Source organism: Microbacterium sp. Root553 (assembly GCF_001426995.1).
Taxonomy (GTDB): domain Bacteria; phylum Actinomycetota; class Actinomycetes; order Actinomycetales; family Microbacteriaceae; genus Microbacterium.
In genome coordinates, this window is record NZ_LMFY01000001.1 from 588,670 (window position 1) to 604,785 (window position 16,116).

Annotated in this window: 11 protein-coding genes; 2 read left to right on the forward strand and 9 right to left on the reverse strand. The window is 69.1% G+C overall.

Annotated elements, in window-relative coordinates; all coding sequences use genetic code 11:
• Positions 1–14 precede the first annotated feature (14 nt).
• The 8 genes from ASD43_RS17105 to ASD43_RS02750 all read right to left on the reverse strand — a co-directional run bounded on the left by ASD43_RS17105 (position 15) and on the right by ASD43_RS02750 (position 14,652).
• Positions 15–2,555, reverse strand: a complete 2,541-nt coding sequence (locus ASD43_RS17105; protein ID WP_056413230.1) for a right-handed parallel beta-helix repeat-containing protein — start codon at positions 2,553–2,555, stop codon at positions 15–17.
• Positions 2,556–2,720: 165 nt separating this feature from the next.
• The gene (locus ASD43_RS02720; RefSeq protein ID WP_082539212.1) at positions 2,721–3,344 is read right to left on the reverse strand and encodes a CDP-alcohol phosphatidyltransferase family protein; all 624 of its coding nucleotides are present in this window, start codon (positions 3,342–3,344) and stop codon (positions 2,721–2,723) included.
• Positions 3,345–3,433: 89 nt separating this feature from the next.
• Positions 3,434–8,767, reverse strand: coding sequence for a PKD domain-containing protein (locus ASD43_RS17615; RefSeq protein ID WP_056413236.1), 5,334 nt, complete (start codon positions 8,765–8,767; stop codon positions 3,434–3,436).
• A 110-nt stretch (positions 8,768–8,877) separates the two neighbouring features.
• On the reverse strand, positions 8,878–9,516 hold the full coding sequence (locus ASD43_RS02730; RefSeq protein ID WP_157550732.1) for a hypothetical protein: 639 nt from the start codon (positions 9,514–9,516) through the stop codon (positions 8,878–8,880).
• Between the two features lie 56 nt (positions 9,517–9,572).
• The gene (locus ASD43_RS02735) at positions 9,573–10,850 is read right to left on the reverse strand and encodes an O-antigen ligase family protein (RefSeq protein ID WP_056413240.1); all 1,278 of its coding nucleotides are present in this window, start codon (positions 10,848–10,850) and stop codon (positions 9,573–9,575) included.
• Entirely contained in the window at positions 10,834–12,159 is a 1,326-nt protein-coding gene (locus ASD43_RS02740) for a hypothetical protein (protein WP_056413243.1), read from the reverse strand. The genes ASD43_RS02735 and ASD43_RS02740 overlap by 17 nt, the downstream gene beginning before the upstream one ends.
• A 59-nt stretch (positions 12,160–12,218) precedes the next feature.
• Positions 12,219–13,427 carry a lipopolysaccharide biosynthesis protein gene (locus tag ASD43_RS02745; RefSeq protein ID WP_056413246.1) on the reverse strand — a complete coding sequence of 403 codons (1,209 nt, stop codon included), beginning with the start codon at positions 13,425–13,427 and terminating at the stop codon, positions 12,219–12,221.
• Positions 13,428–13,476: 49 nt separating this feature from the next.
• Positions 13,477–14,652, reverse strand: a complete 1,176-nt coding sequence (locus ASD43_RS02750) for a glycosyltransferase (RefSeq protein ID WP_056413249.1) — start codon at positions 14,650–14,652, stop codon at positions 13,477–13,479.
• Positions 14,653–14,824: 172 nt separating this feature from the next.
• Between ASD43_RS02750 and ASD43_RS02755 the strand changes: the two genes are divergently transcribed.
• Complete coding sequence (locus ASD43_RS02755; protein ID WP_056413252.1) at positions 14,825–15,286, forward strand: adenylyltransferase/cytidyltransferase family protein; 462 nt, start codon at positions 14,825–14,827, stop codon at positions 15,284–15,286.
• Positions 15,287–15,353: 67 nt separating this feature from the next.
• Here ASD43_RS02755 and ASD43_RS02760 read toward each other — a convergent pair whose 3' ends face one another.
• Positions 15,354–15,746: an SIP domain-containing protein gene (locus ASD43_RS02760; protein ID WP_056413255.1), complete on the reverse strand. Its 393-nt coding sequence runs from the start codon at positions 15,744–15,746 to the stop codon at positions 15,354–15,356.
• A 109-nt stretch (positions 15,747–15,855) separates the two neighbouring features.
• Here ASD43_RS02760 and ASD43_RS02765 point away from each other — a divergent pair, with 109 nt between their 5' ends.
• On the forward strand, positions 15,856–16,116 hold the full coding sequence (locus ASD43_RS02765; RefSeq protein WP_056418942.1) for a glutaredoxin family protein: 261 nt from the start codon (positions 15,856–15,858) through the stop codon (positions 16,114–16,116).

The window sequence follows — 16,116 nt, forward strand, 5'->3', positions numbered from 1 at the left end:
CGTGCGGACGTGGATCAGGGGAACCGCGCCCCGATCGTCGGCGTCGAAGAGCCGAGGATGCTCGCGACGATGCCCGGGAGACCACGGGTCGCCGCCGTGACTCCCGCGAGCAGTCGCCCGGAGGAGTCGGTGACCGGTCGCCCCTCGACGGCCGTCGAGTTCGCATCCTGTCCGGTCGTGGAGCGGTAGCTCTGCCAGGTGGTGAACACATAGGGGTCCACGTTGGCGGTGCCGCGCGACCACACGACGAACCAGGTCGGTGCGCTGGCGCTGTTGCGCTGGATCACGTTGCCGTCCGAGCTGATCCTGAGCTCGGCGGGAGTGTACCGGTGGGTGTAGTCCTCGATGCACACCGTGCAGTTGCCCGAGCTCTCGCCGATCACGTTGTTGCCGATCGAGATGTCGCGGATGAGCCAGGGCATCGTCGCGTCCGGGAACGGACGTCGCGAGTTGTGACCCGGCACAGCCGCATCCGTCGAGCTGCGGCTGTCCTGCACGATGTTGACCGCGCGATCGCCGCCGATGATCGTGTTGTTCCAGAGGTTCACAGCGCCGGTGTTGTTGATCTTGACGCCGTTGCCGACGTTGCGCAGCACCAGGTTGTTCACGAAGTCGATCTTGTTCGAGAGCTCGAGGAACGCTCCCGCTCCCCTGTTCTCCACGAAGTCGGAACCCGCGATCCGCACGTCGTACACCGACTGGTCGAGCCAGAGTCCCGGTCCGTCGTTGCGGAGCATGGCGGAATCGGTGACGGTGACGCCACGCGACTTCGTGATCTTGACGCCCCCCGAGACGGGTGCGGTGTTGAAGTGCTCCGCATTGTTCTCGAGGGAGAGCAGATCGTCGATGACGAGGGCGTCGGCGTAGTTCGCTCCGAGACCCATGAGGCCGTTCCGCGCCAGGGTGACATCACGGATCGTCGCGTTCGCGGCACCCACGAAGAGCCCGGTCGTCGCGGTGTCGTAGATGACGACGTTCTCGAGGGTCGCCCGCGGCGCTTCCACGGTGACCGCACCCATCATCCAGACCGACGTCGCGTAGTTGCGCACGCCGATCCCGCGCACGACCGCACCCTCGCCGCGCAACGACAGCGCCTTCGTGAGGGTGGAGGTGCGTACCGTGCGACCGGTCGGATCGCTGCCGAGGTACAGTCGGTCGGCTGCGACATCGGTGAAGAACGTGCCGGCCTTGAGCGCTGCGAGCGACGCGACCTCGGCCTGGGCGACGCCGTCGATCCACACCTGCTCGGGGTGGGCGGCCATCGGGTACGCCGGGTTCAGCCACTTCCACCCGGCGGCGGTGCCGTCGGACTCGCCCCGGGTGAAGGACGGCGTCGAATCGAAGTCGTACTTCCAGTCGGCGCTGAACCAGCGACCACCGGAGGACTGCCAGTTCTTCAGCGTCGTGGCGCCGTCGAACCAGACGGCCTCACCGGGGTACGACTGGATCGTGATCTTCTTGCCGGAGGGGACCACCACCGACTCGGCATACGAGCCCGCCCGCAGGACGAGCGTCGCTCCGGAGGCGGCCCGGTCGACCGCCGCCTGCACCGACGCGAACGGCGCCGCCGATGTACCGGTGCCGGCGGACTTGCCGGTCGGGCTCACGAACAGCGCGCCCGCGGGCACGGGGTACGTCGTCGTGCCCACCGCCGCGGATCCCGCTCCGGTTCGCGCGCCCGTCACGTTCCACGCCGGAGCGTTGCCGGCGGGAGTCGTCGGCGGAGTCGGCGGAGTCGGCGGAGTCGGGTTGGTCGGCGGTTTCGGCGGTGTCGGGTTGGTGGGGTTGGTCGGGTTGGTGGGGTTGGTCGGAGGCGTCGGCGTCGTCGCCTTCTTCGTCGTCACCCGCAGATCGTCGAACAGCGTCGTGAGGGTCGGCGTGCTTCGCGACACGTACACGCGAACCCCCATCCGCCCGCTGGCGGTGAGGCGCTTCGCAGAGCGATCCGTGACGGAGAGCTTCCAGGTGGTGGGTTTCGCGCCGACCGCACTCACGCGCGCATCGACGGCGACGGCCGTCGACCCCGAGAGCCGGGTCTCGAGCACGAACGGCATGCCCGCCTTGACGCGCAGCTCCGGCACGGTGGTGTGCCCGAGCGTCGTCTGCACGCCCGCGTTGACGCGCTGCGTCTCGAGCAGCACGACGCCCTTCGGATCGATGCGGAGCTGCGTCTGATAGAAGCCGCCGGTGGTCACTCGCGACTGCAGACTGAGATAGACGCCGGCACCCGACTTGGGCAGCTGCGGCAGCGTGAAGACCGTCGATTGCGTGGAATCCGCGGCCGTGATCCCGACCGGGCGGGCCGTCGCTGTGGCGCCGGCCGCCACCGCTCCGATCTTCGCCCTGCCATTGGCGACCGAGAAGGATGCCGTGCTGGACACCTCGTACGTGGTGCCGGTCGCCGCGGCGCCGAGGCCCTTGACGACCGTACGACTCATGGCGTCCTGCAGGAGGACGACGTCGGCCGGCTCAGCGGCCGCGACGGGGGACACGGTCGCGACGGACAGAAGGAGTGCGGACAGCGATGCGACGAGCGGGAGGGTACGTGAACGCATGGGGGAGCTCCGATGTGCTTCTCTTCACTGCAAGGGTCGGGTGTAGCAGCGCAGACATCCGACGTCGGTGGCGGATGATACGGCGGACTATAAAGATATGCCCTGAATGATACCTGTGCATCAACTGAGAGCAACCCGGTCCGCGAAGAGAAGAGCCCGACTCCGTCAGCCGAGCGCGGACATCTTGCGGAACCACACCGCGAGCGCCGCCGCCAGATACAGGAGCGCAGCGAGGGCGAGCAGGCTGTAGACCACCACGAACCCCGGCGCCCATCCCCAGAACACGAAGGCGACGCAGAGGACGCCGTAGTCCGTGGGCAGTCCGAGCAGCGACCTGACGAGCGAGAAGCCGCCTGACTCCGCCGCCTGCGGGACACCTCGCTTGCCGCGGAGCAGATCGTTGAGGATCATCCCGAAGAAGGTCACGGTCGAGACCACCGCGAACCCCAGCGGAACCAGCAGCCAGAGTTCGGAGGTCAACGGGAAGAACCGGTACCAGCCGATGGCCACGGCGATCGGCAGAGCCACGAGCTTCGTGGAATCCAGCACGTGATCGAGCCACTCCCCCGCGAGAGAGCCCCCGCCGCGCAGCCGAGCCACCTGTCCGTCGGCGCTGTCCCAGGCGTAGCCGATCGCGAGCAGCAGCCACACCACGACGCCCAGGACGATCGACGGCGGGACCGTGGCCAGCAGGACGATCCCGGTGAAGGTGAACGCCGCGCTGATCAGCGAGACCTGATTGGGCGTGAGCCCGACCGTGTACGCCGCGGCCGCGATCACACGCCCCACGGGGCGGTTGACGAAGACCGAGTACGCGGGGGCCCCACGGGCCCGGCCCTTCTGTGCGGCGGCCAGGCTCCGGTAGGCGTCTGAGAAACTCAGGGGGTCACTCCTCGTGCGATGAAGTTGTCGAAGGTGACGGCGTACGGGACGCTGGTGAAACCGGATCCCGCGTAGGTCGACAGTCCGACGTAGCCTGCACTCTGCAGCGCTGCGGTGGAATCGGTCGTGGAGACCTGCCAGGTGGCCGGTTCCGGCGATCCCGCCGCCCAGATCTTACTCTGGACCGTCGTCGTCCCGGTGCCGAATGCCTGCACTCGCACGTTATATACCGTCCCGGGGACGAAGGTGAACCCGGTCAGGTTCTGCGACACCAGCGCCGTACCGCCGCGGGCGAGCTGCGCCTGCACCGATCCGTCTGCGGCGATGAGCCACCGGGCGCGGTAGTCGTCCGAGCCGACGACCCTCGCGAGAGCCGTGACGTAGACGCGGGCGCCCGTGGGCAGAGCCGGAGCACTCACCGTGAAGGTCATGTCCGTGTTGGTCGAGGTGGCCGAGTTCAGCGTCGCGGTGCGGGTCTGCCCCGCGGCCTGCGTCGTGAACTTCGCCGCACCGTTGTCGATCGACACGTTCGCGACACCGCTGGTCTGCGTCCACACGCCGCCCGTCTGCGCCGTCCCCAGCGTGCCGTTGGCACGACCGAAGTCGTCGGCGGCGAACCCGGCGGCGCCCGCAGCCACCACCGTGACCGCCTTGGTCGAGACGTTCACCGCGCCGGCGTTGTCGGTGACGGTGAGGGTCACCGTATAGGTGCCCGCCGCAGCGTACGGGTGCGAGGCAGTGACCCCGGTGCCCGTCGCGCCGTCACCGAAGTTCCAGGCGTACGAGGCGATCGTGCCGTCCGGATCCGTGGATGCGGAGGCGTCGAGCGCCACCGTGAGGGCGGTCGGGGTGGCGGTGAACGAGGCGACCGGGTTCTGGTTGGTCGGAGCAGCCGTCACCGTGACCGGGTTGGTCACCGTGGCCGTCGCGCCCTTGTCGTCCGTCACGGTCAGCTTCACCTGGTAGGTGCCCGCGGCGGCGTACGTGTGCGCTGCCGGCTTCGCTCCCGTCGCGGTGCCGCCGTCGCCGAACTCCCAGGCGTACGAAGCGATCGTGCCGTCGGCGTCGGTCGACGTCGAGCCGTCGACCGTGGCCGCCAGACCGCTCACCGCGCTGGTGAACGCCGCGACCGGTGCCTGGTTCGCGGGAGGCGTCGGGCCACCCGCCGTCGATCCTGCCCAGAAGTTGTCGAACCTGGTCTGGAACGGCACGTTGGTCACGGAGCCGCCCAGGTAGACGCCGATTCCGACGTGTCCGGCCGACTGCAGTCCCGCGGTGGAGTCCGTCGTGGTCGAGGTCCAGGTGGTGGGCTCGGTCGTGCCGACCTTCCACACCTTCGCCCGTACAGTCGTCGGCGAGGTGCCGGTGGCCTCGGTGCGCAGGTGCAGCGCATCGCCCGCGTTCACGGTGAGGCCGGTGGCCACGTTCGTCAGCACCGTTCCCGTGCGCTGCAGCTGCAGCTGCACGCCGCCGGTGGCCGAGACGATGATCCGCGACTTGTAGTCCTCCGTGCCGACCCTGCGGGCCGAGGCGGTGTAGTAGGCGCTGCCGCCGGTCGGCCGCTGCGGCAGGACCACATCGACGTCGACCGCGGTGTCCGTCGACGAGACGCCGGTCAGGTACGCGTACCTCTGGGCTCCTCCGGCGGGCTGCTGGAAGGCGGCGTAGGCGCCGCTGACCAGGTAGTTGGATGCCGTGTTCGACAGAGTCCATGCACCACCGGTGTCGGCGGTACCCAGTCCGCTCGCCGCCGTGCGGTTGAACGAATCGGAGGCGTACGTGGTCGCTCCCACGGGTGCCGTGACGGTGACGGACGCGGTCGTCTGCGAGGTGGCTCCCTCGTCATCGGTCACCGTGAGGGTGACCGTGTACGTGCCGGCGGCGGCGTAGGTGTGCGATGCCACCGTGCCGGAGCCTGCGGGGCTCGCGTCGCCCCAGTTCCAGGAGTACCCGGCGACGGTGCCGTCGGAGTCCTGAGAGGCGCCGGCGTCGACGTCGACCTTGAGGTCGCTGACCGCCGAGGTGAACGACGAGACGGGAGCCTGGTTGGCCACGGCCTGGACGATCGTGGACTCGGTGTCCGTCGCTCCCTTGTCGTCGGTGACGGTCAGGGTCACCGTGTACGACCCGGCCACCGCGTAGGTGTGGGTCGCCGTGGCGCCCGTGCCGTCAGGCGATCCGTCGCCCCAGTTCCAGCTGTAGCCGGTGATCGTGCCGTCGGTGTCGGTCGAGGCCGAGGCATCGACCGACAGGCCGAGCTTCGTCACCGCCGAGGTGAAGCTGGCCGTCGGCACGACGTTCGCGGGTGCACCCGTGGTGCCCAGCGCGTAGTGCTGGGCGACCGTCCCCGCCGCGAGCGGCGAGAGGTAGACCGCGACCTCGTCGATCGATCCGTCGAACTCCCAGTCGCCGGGGCCCCAGGTGACATCGCCGCCGACGTGCCAGTAGCCGGTGTAGTCCTGGGCGCCGGTCTGACCGTTGGATCCCTGCTCCACGCCGTCGACGTAGAGCCGCATGCCGGTCGCGCCCTGTGTGGCGACGACCTGATGCCACTGGTTGTCGTTGTACGACGCGGAGGTCTGCAGGGTCTCGGCGAACCCGACCCAGACACCGTAGATCAGCTTGCCGTCCGGCGTCATGTAGACGTGACGGTCGTAGCCCGAGGAGTTGCCGTCCGGGCTGTTGCCGAAGCCGATGATCTTGCCGCCGGTGGTGGTGCCCGTCTTGAACCAGGCCTCCAGCGAGTACGACCGCGGGTTGGTGAAGGCGTTCCGGCTGATGACCTGGCCGCCCTCGAACGACGCCGAGGTGTTGGCGACATCGGCGAGTGCGCCCGGCGCACCCTTGCTCACGCCGCCGACGTAGTTGCCCTTCTGGTTGTAGCCCGAGGCGTCCGCCGCGACGGTGCCGGTCGACTCGCCGAGTCGCCAGTACAGTGCGGGGTCGGAGCCGTAGACGGCTGCACCGTACGCGTCGGCGGGCGCGGTCGCGCCCTCGAGCTCGCGACCGGATGCCGTGTAGTGCGACGCGACCTGCTCACGGGTCAACGGAGCGCCGTAGACGGCGACGTCGTCGATCTGACCGGGGAAGAAGGCCGCACCCGCCCAAGAGGTGTCGCCGCCGACGCGCCAGTATCCGTTGTAGGCCTGTCCCGACGTGACGTCGGTGCGCTGCGCCACGCGGACGCCGTCGATGTACAGCACCATGCCGCCGTCGCTGAGGCCCGCGGACATGTAGTGCCACTGACCGTCGTTGAAGGACTCCGCCGAGCTGATCGTCTGCGACGACCCGGGGTACACGCCGAAGGTGACCCGTCCACCCGGTTCCATGTAGACGTGACGGTCATAGCTGCCGGACGCGCCGGTGGAGCTGCTGCCGAAGCCGACGATCTTGCCGCCGTCGGTCGCCGTGGTCTTGAACCAGGCCTCGAGGCCGAAGGTGTTCGGACCGGCGATCGCCGTGGTGGTCGAGGCGAAGCCCTCACCCGAGCCGTCGAACGACGAGGCCGGTCGGGTGTCGGACAGCATCGCGCCCGAGGTGCCGCGGGTCACGCCGCTGCGCACGGCGAGGTCGGATGCTCCGGCCCAGTCGTACGAGAGCGTGGCCGAGGAGTCGTCGAGCGGCCAGTAGTTCAGCGGCGCGTCGTCGAGGACCGCGGTGCGGTAGGCGCTCGGAGCCGCGGAGCCCGTGGCCGTCACGGTCGCGGTTCCACCGAGGATCGAATGTCCCTCGTTGTCCGTGGCTCTGACCCGGTAGGTGTAGCTCGTGCCGTTCGTGACGGTGGTGTCGACGAAGGCCATCGGGGGCAGTCCCCAGTCGGCCGACTTCGACCGCACGTTCTCGAAGGTCTTGACGACCACGTTGTCGCGCAGCACCTCGTACTTGAGGAACTCGCTGTCGCGGTCGAAGTTGAGGGGCCAGCTCACGCGGATCGATCCGCCGGTGAGCGCCAGCGCCGAGGCCGGCCATGCCGTGTTCCACAGGGTCGGGCCCTGGGCGTTCGTGGACTTCTCGGTCACCGCGAAGCGGGCGAGGCCCTGCTGCCCGGTGAAGTTGACGCGTGTGAACTCGCCGCCATAGACGAGGTACTCGCTGTTCGAGCTCACCGACCACGGTCCCTGCGATGCGCCGCTGACGTTGCCGGCGTTGAAGGAGGGGAACCAGTGCAGCAGCTTGGGGGCGGGGTTTCCGCCGAACTCGTGGTATCCGAGGTTCAGGCCGTACGGCGTGGTGCGCGCGACGTCCTTCGACACGGCGATGCCGCGGTAGAACGACCACGGGTCACTCTGCGGGAAGCCGTCTTCGAGGCTGCCGCAGTAGTGCGAGTGGCCGGCCGCGTAGACCGTGTCGCCCATGGGCTGGACGTCGTAGGTGTCGCCGTGGCAGTCGTTGACCCACACGAGGTCGCCGCTGGCCCAGGAGGCACGGAAGGACCCCTCGAGGTTGCCGCCGTTGCCGAAGACGTATCCGGTGCCGTAGATGTCGTCGCCGCTGGACTTGAGCGAGAGGATGGCGGCGTCGAGTCCTGCGTTGCGCACGACGTTGTTCGCCGCGAAGGGCAGCAGCGTGGCGTCGGATGCCGACACCATCGCCAGGCCGTATCCGGGGTTGGAGCTGCCGTTGACCGTCTGGAAGTTGCCGCCGAGCACGACCTTGTCGCCCGCGGGAGAGACCGTGACGACCTTGCCCTGACGCTGCTCGAGGACCGGCGCCCAGGGCAGCAGCGATCCGCTGCGGGTGAACGCCGCCGCACCCGAGCGGTCGTTGCCGGAGATGCGTCCGAATGTGCCGGTGATGTACACGGCGTCGTTCGTCGCGGCGACGCCCGACGTGACGCCGTTGGAGTTCGGGTTGAACGTCGAGAGCGTTCCGCTCGGAAGATCGAACGCGGCGACGCGGTTGCGCGTCTGGCTGTTCACGGTCGTGAAGTCGCCGACGATGTACAGGCGTGTGCCGTCGGGCGACGCCTCGATCTGGCGCACCTGCCCGTTGATCGAGGGCGCGAACGACGTGATCAGCACACCGGTGCGGATGTCGTAGGCGAGGAGGTTCGACCGCGGCGTCTCGTTCGTGCCGGCGGCGGCCCCTGCGGGGCGGGCGCTGGTGAACTTGCCTGCCGCGTAGACCACGTTGCCGACGACGGCCTGATCCCAGACGATGCCGTTGATCTGCACGGTCGGCAGCGAATCGGCGGTGACCGTCTTCGCCTCGCCTGCCGGCGGACTCACGTCCGCCTGTGCCGGCGCGATCGCGACCAGCGATCCGAATGCGACGGCGAGCGTCATCGCGATCGCGACGAAACCCCCACGTGCGCGGCGTCCCCAAGACATTGCTGTAGTGCCCATCGTTCATCTCCCCAGATGATGGACCGTTCGTGCGCGACCCCTACTTCGGCACAGAACGATAATTCCCCAGTGAATCGTCGTTCGGAAGAGGTGACCTACGGTCGCGGTCCGACGAAGACGACGTTTGGCGCAGAGGCCAATATATCGACGATAACACGGACGTCCCCCTCGGGAGAAGAGGGAACGGCAAACTGGAACACGGCGTCAGCGCTGCCGCCCGCGGCGATCGTCTGCGGCCAGATCGAGGTGCCTTCGCCGGTGATGCCCGACGCGGGCAGCCGGTCGTCGCCGCCATAGGTCATGGTGACGTTCGCCCCGGCGGTGTCGACCGCCTGATCCGAGCCGTTCACGAGTCGCAGCGTGACCTGCACGGCCGGACCGCTGGGTTCTCCGGGGATGTCCCCTCCGGCGGTGACGGACTCGATGGCGACGACCTCGGCCACCACTCCCTCGACAGCGGGGGCGGGCTCGTCGAGCGGCACCTCCGCCGCGTCATCCGGCTTGGCCACCGTGTCGGTGGCTCCCGGGGTCGGCGTCTCGAACTCGGTCGGCTGGGGCGTCGGCGTCGCGGCCGGCCCGGAGCTCGCCCCGGCACCGGGACCGGCCTGTCCTGAGCCGCCGTTGGCGATCACCCCCCAGACGATCCCGCCGACGAGGAGGGCGCCGATCAGCGCGACCAGGGCCCAGCCGCGCCAGCCCATGCGCCGCTGCGATTCCGTGCGTGATTGCGCCACAGGTCTCCTCCTCCGCACGCCGATGCCCTGCGTCGAGGACGCGGACATCCGTCATTCTAGGTCAGAGCCGTCTGCCGGGAGCGGGGCTCTTCGACCCGATCGAGACGCAGACCGTCCGGGTCGTCCGAATGTCGGGAGCGATGGGTGAGCAGCGAGGCCACCGTGAAGAAGAGGATGAACGCCATCGCGCTGTCGACCAGGCCGCTCTCGGTGATCGATCGGACGATCACCAGGGTGAGCAGCGGAGTGAGCAGCCAGCGACGCCGCGCCGAGATCAGAGCGCTCGCGACGCACCACACGACAAGCGCGGCGATCAGGGCGGTGCCGATCAGGCCGGTCTGCGCGAGCAGCGAGACCCAGCTGCTGTCGAGCACCTGGGTGTCGCGCCATTTGATGTCGACCGGGATCTCCTTGGCCGAGAGCCCGATCCCGATCCACTTCTGCCACTCGGACCAGTCCCAGCCGAGCACCACCCGCCACACGTCGAAGCGCGAATCCAGGGCCGTCGACGTGTCGTTCGAGCCTGCTCGCGTGGCCAGGCTGCCGAAGACGTCGGTGAACGAGCCGATGGCGTAGCCGAGGGGCAGGGCGCCGAGGAGCAGGTAGAGCACACTGCGATCGCGGATGCCGTTGACCAGCACCGCCGCGACGATGCCGATCGCGATCGCGAGCAGGCCGATGCGCGATCCGGTGGCGACCGCGATCCCCACCAGCACGACGGTGGCGACCAGCCGCCACGCGCGCACCCCGTCGCGGAGCATCAGAATGACCAGCCCGACGAGGGGCGCTCCCACGAGTCCCGCCAGCTCGTTCGGATGGATCTCGGGAATGCCCCCGCCCAGCCTCCCGCTCGCGGCGAGCGTCGGCACCCCGGTCACGGCGGCGACGAGGGCGACGGCGGCCATGGCCGAGAGCAGGCACACGATGCTGGTGACCCACGGCACGGTCGTGAGCAGGAACAGGATGGTCGCCATCACCACGAACATCCTGCCCACCAGCACGATGGTCGACGAGTCGTTGCCCGCGAGGGTCGAGCCGAGCGCGCTGACGAGCAGAGCGACGGCGATGATCCCGGCGGGCGCGATGCCGACGGACACGCGTTCGCGCGTCCTCGCGGCGAGCATCACCGTGGCACCGAGCGCGATCATGGCCAGCAGCGCCTTCGCGATCACCACCGTATCGATGCCGCCGCTGTAGATGGTCGCGCTCCGCCACGGGATCACGCTCACGATGAGCACCGCGTACAGCCCGCCGACGGCGACCATGCGCGCCGTGCTCGGGTGATGCGCGGACTGCTGCCGCGGCGCTCGCGAGGTGTCAGTCGGAGCGGACATGCGAGTCTCCCGCACCCGCGATGGCCGGGTCACGGTCGGAGATCCGCCAGGACTCGGCGATGGACCCGAGCGACTTCGCTCCCGCATTCACGATCACCACTCCGACGGGGTGGATGCCCATCACGCGCAGACGCGTGGTCACCGAGACGAGATCGGTCGCCGACGTCGAGTTGTTGCGCACGTTGAGGATCACTCCCGCGCCGGGTCCGACCAGCCGCTCGATGAGCGCGGATGCACCGGGCTCGCAGATCACGATCACCACGTCGAACCGGTCGTGCAGCACGGCGAGAGCCACGGGCATCTCGGCGGCGAGGGTCTCGAGCGAGAGGGCGTCCGCGGCGACGAAGACGGCATCGCCCTCTTCCCCGTCGTCGATGGAGACGTCGTCGAGCACCTCGTTGAGCGTACGGCCGTGCCCGGTGACGTGCGTCTCCCTGGTGTCGATCACGCAGACGGTGGCGCCGATCAGGCGCTGCGCCTCGAGCATCCCGGCGACCGCGTCGTCATCGATCGAGCCGTCCGAGGTGGGCAGCACGATGTGGGTGCGCACGCCGCCGCCGGCGAGGGCGACGAGGTTGCCCGCCGCCTCTTCGTACGCCACGATCGCGGCCGAGTTCGAGTCCGGATGCAGGCGGCTGCGCCGCGGGATCTGGCCGATCACGGGCAGACCGGAGTAGCGGCGCACATCGGAGATCGTGCGCAGCCTGCGGTTGGTGGTGGTGCGGTAGACCGCGACGATCGCACCGAGGGCGAGGCCCGCGATGCCGCCGAGGCCGGTGATGGCCGTGACCTGAGGAGAGATCGGAGCAAGCGGGGCGACCGCGGGCAGCACCTGGTCGAGCGCCACGGTGTACCGCGAGTCGTCCTCGTCGTTCTCGGTCTCGCCGATCAGCTCCGAGAGGTGCGTCGCGGCGGAGTTGGCGATGTCGGTGGCCAGCGCGGCGGTCGGGGCGTCTGCGCGGACGACGAGGAGCACGGTGTCGGCCGTGTTCTCGGCCGACAGCATCCGTCGGATGTCACGATCCGGGTACTCGTCCTCGTCGAGGTCGAGGTCGTCGCGCACGGCGTCGATGACCTCAGGGCTGTCGACCAGCGGCGGGTACGACTTGATGCGCGCGAGGCTGAACTGGTTGCGTTCGAACAGCGAGGCCTCGGTCGAGTCGACCCGCAGCAGCAGGGTCGACGTCGCGGCGTACGTCTCGGGGAGCATCTTGGTGACGAGCCACCCCATGCCCGCACCGAGCACGGCGAGCACGACGATGACCACCCATCCCTCGCGCAGGATCCGTCCGTAAGGGACATCTTCCATCGCCAACCCCCTCAGTCGAAGACAGGGCATAAACCTATCACTGGCCGCCGGGGCGACCGTTACGGGGCAGGGCGCTCGGGGCGGCCGCGCGAGACCACGAGCGCGCGCAGACCGAGACCGCCGAGCATCGATGCGACGGCGAGGGCGAAGGGCAGGGTCGATGCCTCGGCGCCGAGCGCGATCATCACGACGGCGGCGGCGATCGCGAGGATCGTGTCGGAGAGGCGGATCACGAAGACCGCGATCTGCCGCCCTCCCACCGCGCCGAGTGCTCCGTAGGGGGTGACGATCGCGACCGACATCCCGTACGCGAGCCAGGCGATGACCGCGAGCGGATCGACCTGGACGTCGAACAGGAGCGGGCTCACCCAGGGGATCAGCACCACGGCGGCGACGCTCATCAGCACGGTGCCCAGCAGCAGGAACAGCACGACGCGATCGGCCTCGCGCACCGAGCCGCCCGCACCCGCCTTGTGCTGGTCGGCGAAGCGCACGAAGAGGAACGACGACAGTCCGCTGATCACCAGGATCAGCGGCGACGTGTAGGTGCGCGCGGCCTCGAGCAGACCGACGGCGGTGAGCCCCGCGCCGGCGAGCACGAGCAGTCGCAGCACCGTGAACAGGCTCGGTCGCAGCACCTGCTGCAGCCCGCGCCACATGCCGTAGCGCCAGACGGCGGCGAGGTCGGCTCCGCGCAGACCCACCAGGTGGCGTTCGCTGCGGGGCATGAGCCGCCAGCCGAAGAAGGCGGCGGCGACCTGACCGGCCGCGATGCCGCCGAGGAAGGCGGCGAGCGTCAGGGTGCCCGTGACATGCACGGTGAGGATGACGGCGAGCGCGACGACGAAGCCCGCCAGGTCGGTGAGCGCCGTGCGCACGAACGACAGGTGCGCGATGAGCATGCGGCGCACGATCTCCTCCACCGCGAACGCCGCGAGCGCCAGGGCGAACAGAGCAGATTCGAGCACGTCGGAGAATCCGGTGAGCCAGGCGATGAGGAAGGACCCGACCGCGAGCAGCACTGAGGTGATGAGCAGCATCAGCTCGAGCCCGGCGCGGATCGCCCGCTGCGACCGTTCGAGCACGACGAGCGAGTCGCCGACGAGACCGGTCACGACGGCGGTCGCGACGATGACCACTCCGTACAGGATCGCGAAGCGACCGTACTCCTCGATGCCGAGCAGGCGCGCGACGAGGATCTGCAGCAGCAGACCGATGCCGGCCTGCGCGGCCTGTGCGATCACGGCCCCCAGAGCCTTGCGTTTCATCTCGCCTCCCCGCCGAACATCCTTGCACGCGAGCAGAGGTGCGCGAGTCCTACAGCTCGCCCGGCTTCATCGCCTCGGAGTCGATCGCGCGGATGATGCGGATCGTCGCCGTGTCGGGCTTCGCCTCGGCGGCGGGATCCGTCGGGCGTGACCTGCGGGGCGCGTAGACGACAAGGGAGTGGAACAGGAACCTCGCGAAGAACGCGACGATGAGCGACAGTCCTGTGGCGAGCACGCTGGAGATGTGCCAGGTCTCGACCATCAGCGCCATCACCGGGATGCGCAGAGCGGCCTCGGCGTTGTTGAAGGCGAACGAGGCGGCGAACCTGCCTCCGAGGCCGCGGGCGTCGGTGCGCATGTCGGCGAAGACGAACCGCTCCTGCAGCAGGAAGTTGCCGATGATGGTGACCTCGGCGCCGATGATCGCCGCCCAGATGTAGGGGACCCCGGCCAGGGTCAGCAGCCACATGATGCCCAGGTTGGCGACGGCGCCGATCACACCGATCAGGGCGAACAGCGACATCTTGCCGAACCGCAGTCGGGCGAGGTGGGCGATGAAGGTGCCGCCCTGACGCAGGCTCGCCTTCGACGTGCCGTGCCTGCGCTCGCCGAACTCCATCGGCACCTCGGCGATGCGCAGATCCGTGCGGGCGAGGATCTCGAGGAGGATCTTGAAGCCCTGCGGCTTGAGCGCCGCCAGGTCGAGTCGGCTCCGATCGACGAGGAAGAATCCCGTCATCGGGTCGGTGCTGCGGGCGAGACGGATCGGGAACATGGCGCGAGTCAGCCAGGTCGCCGCCCGCGACACGCCGAAACGCACCGCCGTGCCAAGACCGCTGGTGTCACCGCCGCCCACGTACCGCGACGCGGCGACCACGTCGGCATCGCCGTCCGCGTGACGGGCGAGCAGGGCGGGCAGGAGCTCGGGCGGATGCTGCAGGTCGCCGTCCATGACGATGCAGAGGTCGGCGGCCGCGGCCTCGAGCCCGACCAGCACCGCCCCACCGAGACCACCGGTGTTGTGCTCACGGTGGATGACCCGCACGGGCAGCGGAGCATCCGCCGCGACCCTGGCGATCTCGGATGCGGTGTCGTCGCCGCTGTCGTCGACGAAGAGGATCTCCGCGTCGTACGCGGCGAGCGCGACCGCGGTGCGCGCAACGAGTTCTGCGACGTTGTCGCGCTCGTTGTAGGTCGGCACGATGACCGTGACCGGTGTCGCCACGAGCCTTTCCCTTCCCCCTGTGCAGACCGAAGAGCCCGCGTTGCGGGATCCATCGTTCCACGGGTTCCTGTGCGGGAGGAAACCGGCACCTGCTACACTCGCTCCGGTGCGGCTGTGGGAGTCGCTGGCGGATGGGGATCCGCCTCTGGGGAATTACTGATCTGGGGAGATCATGGGGACGCGCATCGGCTATGCCGTGGGTGCTTTCGACCTGTTTCACGTCGGGCATCTCAACCTTCTTCGTCACGCCAAACAGCACTGCGACGTCCTCGTCGCGGGTGTCGTCAGCGATGAGATGCTGCGGCAGGTGAAGGGCATCGAGCCCGTCATCCCGACCGCCGAGCGCGCGGAGATCGTGCGCCACATCTCGTTCGTCGACGACGTGTACGTCGAGACCACTCCGTCGAAGATGGACTCCTGGCACGATGTGCGGTTCACGCACTTCTTCAAGGGAGACGACTGGCGCGGCACGGAGAAGGGCCTGCGCCTCGAGCGTGACTTCGCCGAGGTGGGTGTCGAGGTCGTCTACTTCCCGTACACGGCGCACACGTCGAGCTCGTCGCTGCGGCGCGCGCTCGACGCGATCTCGGCGGGCGCCACGGTCGGTGGCACGCCCGTCCTCGCGACGCGCTGACACGCGGATCCGGCGCCGGCGCGTCCGTTCCCCCGACGATGTGGGCGCGGACGCGACGGCGTCGCTCTCAGTTGGCGACGCCGAGCAGGCTCCGCGCCATCCGTGCGACGTGCGCCGGTGTGTGCGCGCCGAGCCAGACCGTCCACTGCAGCGGCGGCTCCGCGCACGTCCATTCGACGCACCATGAGTGCACGGCGTTGGCCAGTCGTTCGCCCTTGGCGTGCTGTCGCGCGCCGTCGCCTCTGAGGAGCCAGCGCACCGACATACCGTCGGGCACGTCGATGTGCCGGAACTGGATGCGCGCCGCGGCCTCGATCAGGACCACGCCCTCCGCATCCCACGGCAGCCGTGCGGTGATCGCGGCGATGGCGGCGGCGTCGGTCGAGTCGCCCGCGATCAGCACCACGCCGTCGATGTTCTCCCAGTCCGGATCCTCGAGGTGTTCGCAGCCAGTGGTCATGAATCAAGCATAGGTAAGGCTACCCTTAGTGCGCAACGCCTGGCGCGCGATCGCGCTGCCCGATGCCCGTTTCGGCGCCCGCTCAGCCGAGCGGACGTACGCTGGAGGCATGACCTCCGCAGAATCCACGATCACCCTCTTCGGCGCCGACTGGTGCCGCGACTGCATCCGCACCAAGAAGCAGCTCGACTCGCTCGGCATCGAGTACACCTACGTCGACCTCGTCGCGGAGCCGGCGGCAGCCGATGTCGCCAAGGAGATCTCGGGGCGCACCAACATCCCCGTCGTGGTCTACCCGGACACCTCGCACCACGTCGAGCCGTCGAATGCCGACGTCGAGGCGAAGCTGCGCGAGCTCTCCCTCATCTGA

Bases quoted from the DNA above. Each gene is read 5' to 3' on its own strand.
- ASD43_RS02765 (WP_056418942.1), top strand. From the start codon at position 15,856: ATGACCTCCGCAGAATCCACGATCACCCTCTTCGGCGCCGACTGGTGC.
- ASD43_RS17105 (WP_056413230.1), bottom strand. From the start codon at position 2,555: ATGCGTTCACGTACCCTCCCGCTCGTCGCATCGCTGTCCGCACTCCTT.
- ASD43_RS17615 (WP_056413236.1), bottom strand. From the start codon at position 8,767: ATGTCTTGGGGACGCCGCGCACGTGGGGGTTTCGTCGCGATCGCGATG.
- ASD43_RS02745 (WP_056413246.1), bottom strand. From the start codon at position 13,427: ATGAAACGCAAGGCTCTGGGGGCCGTGATCGCACAGGCCGCGCAGGCC.
- ASD43_RS02760 (WP_056413255.1), bottom strand. From the start codon at position 15,746: ATGACCACTGGCTGCGAACACCTCGAGGATCCGGACTGGGAGAACATC.
- ASD43_RS02755 (WP_056413252.1), top strand. From the start codon at position 14,825: ATGGGGACGCGCATCGGCTATGCCGTGGGTGCTTTCGACCTGTTTCAC.
- ASD43_RS02740 (WP_056413243.1), bottom strand. From the start codon at position 12,159: ATGGAAGATGTCCCTTACGGACGGATCCTGCGCGAGGGATGGGTGGTC.
- ASD43_RS02735 (WP_056413240.1), bottom strand. From the start codon at position 10,850: ATGTCCGCTCCGACTGACACCTCGCGAGCGCCGCGGCAGCAGTCCGCG.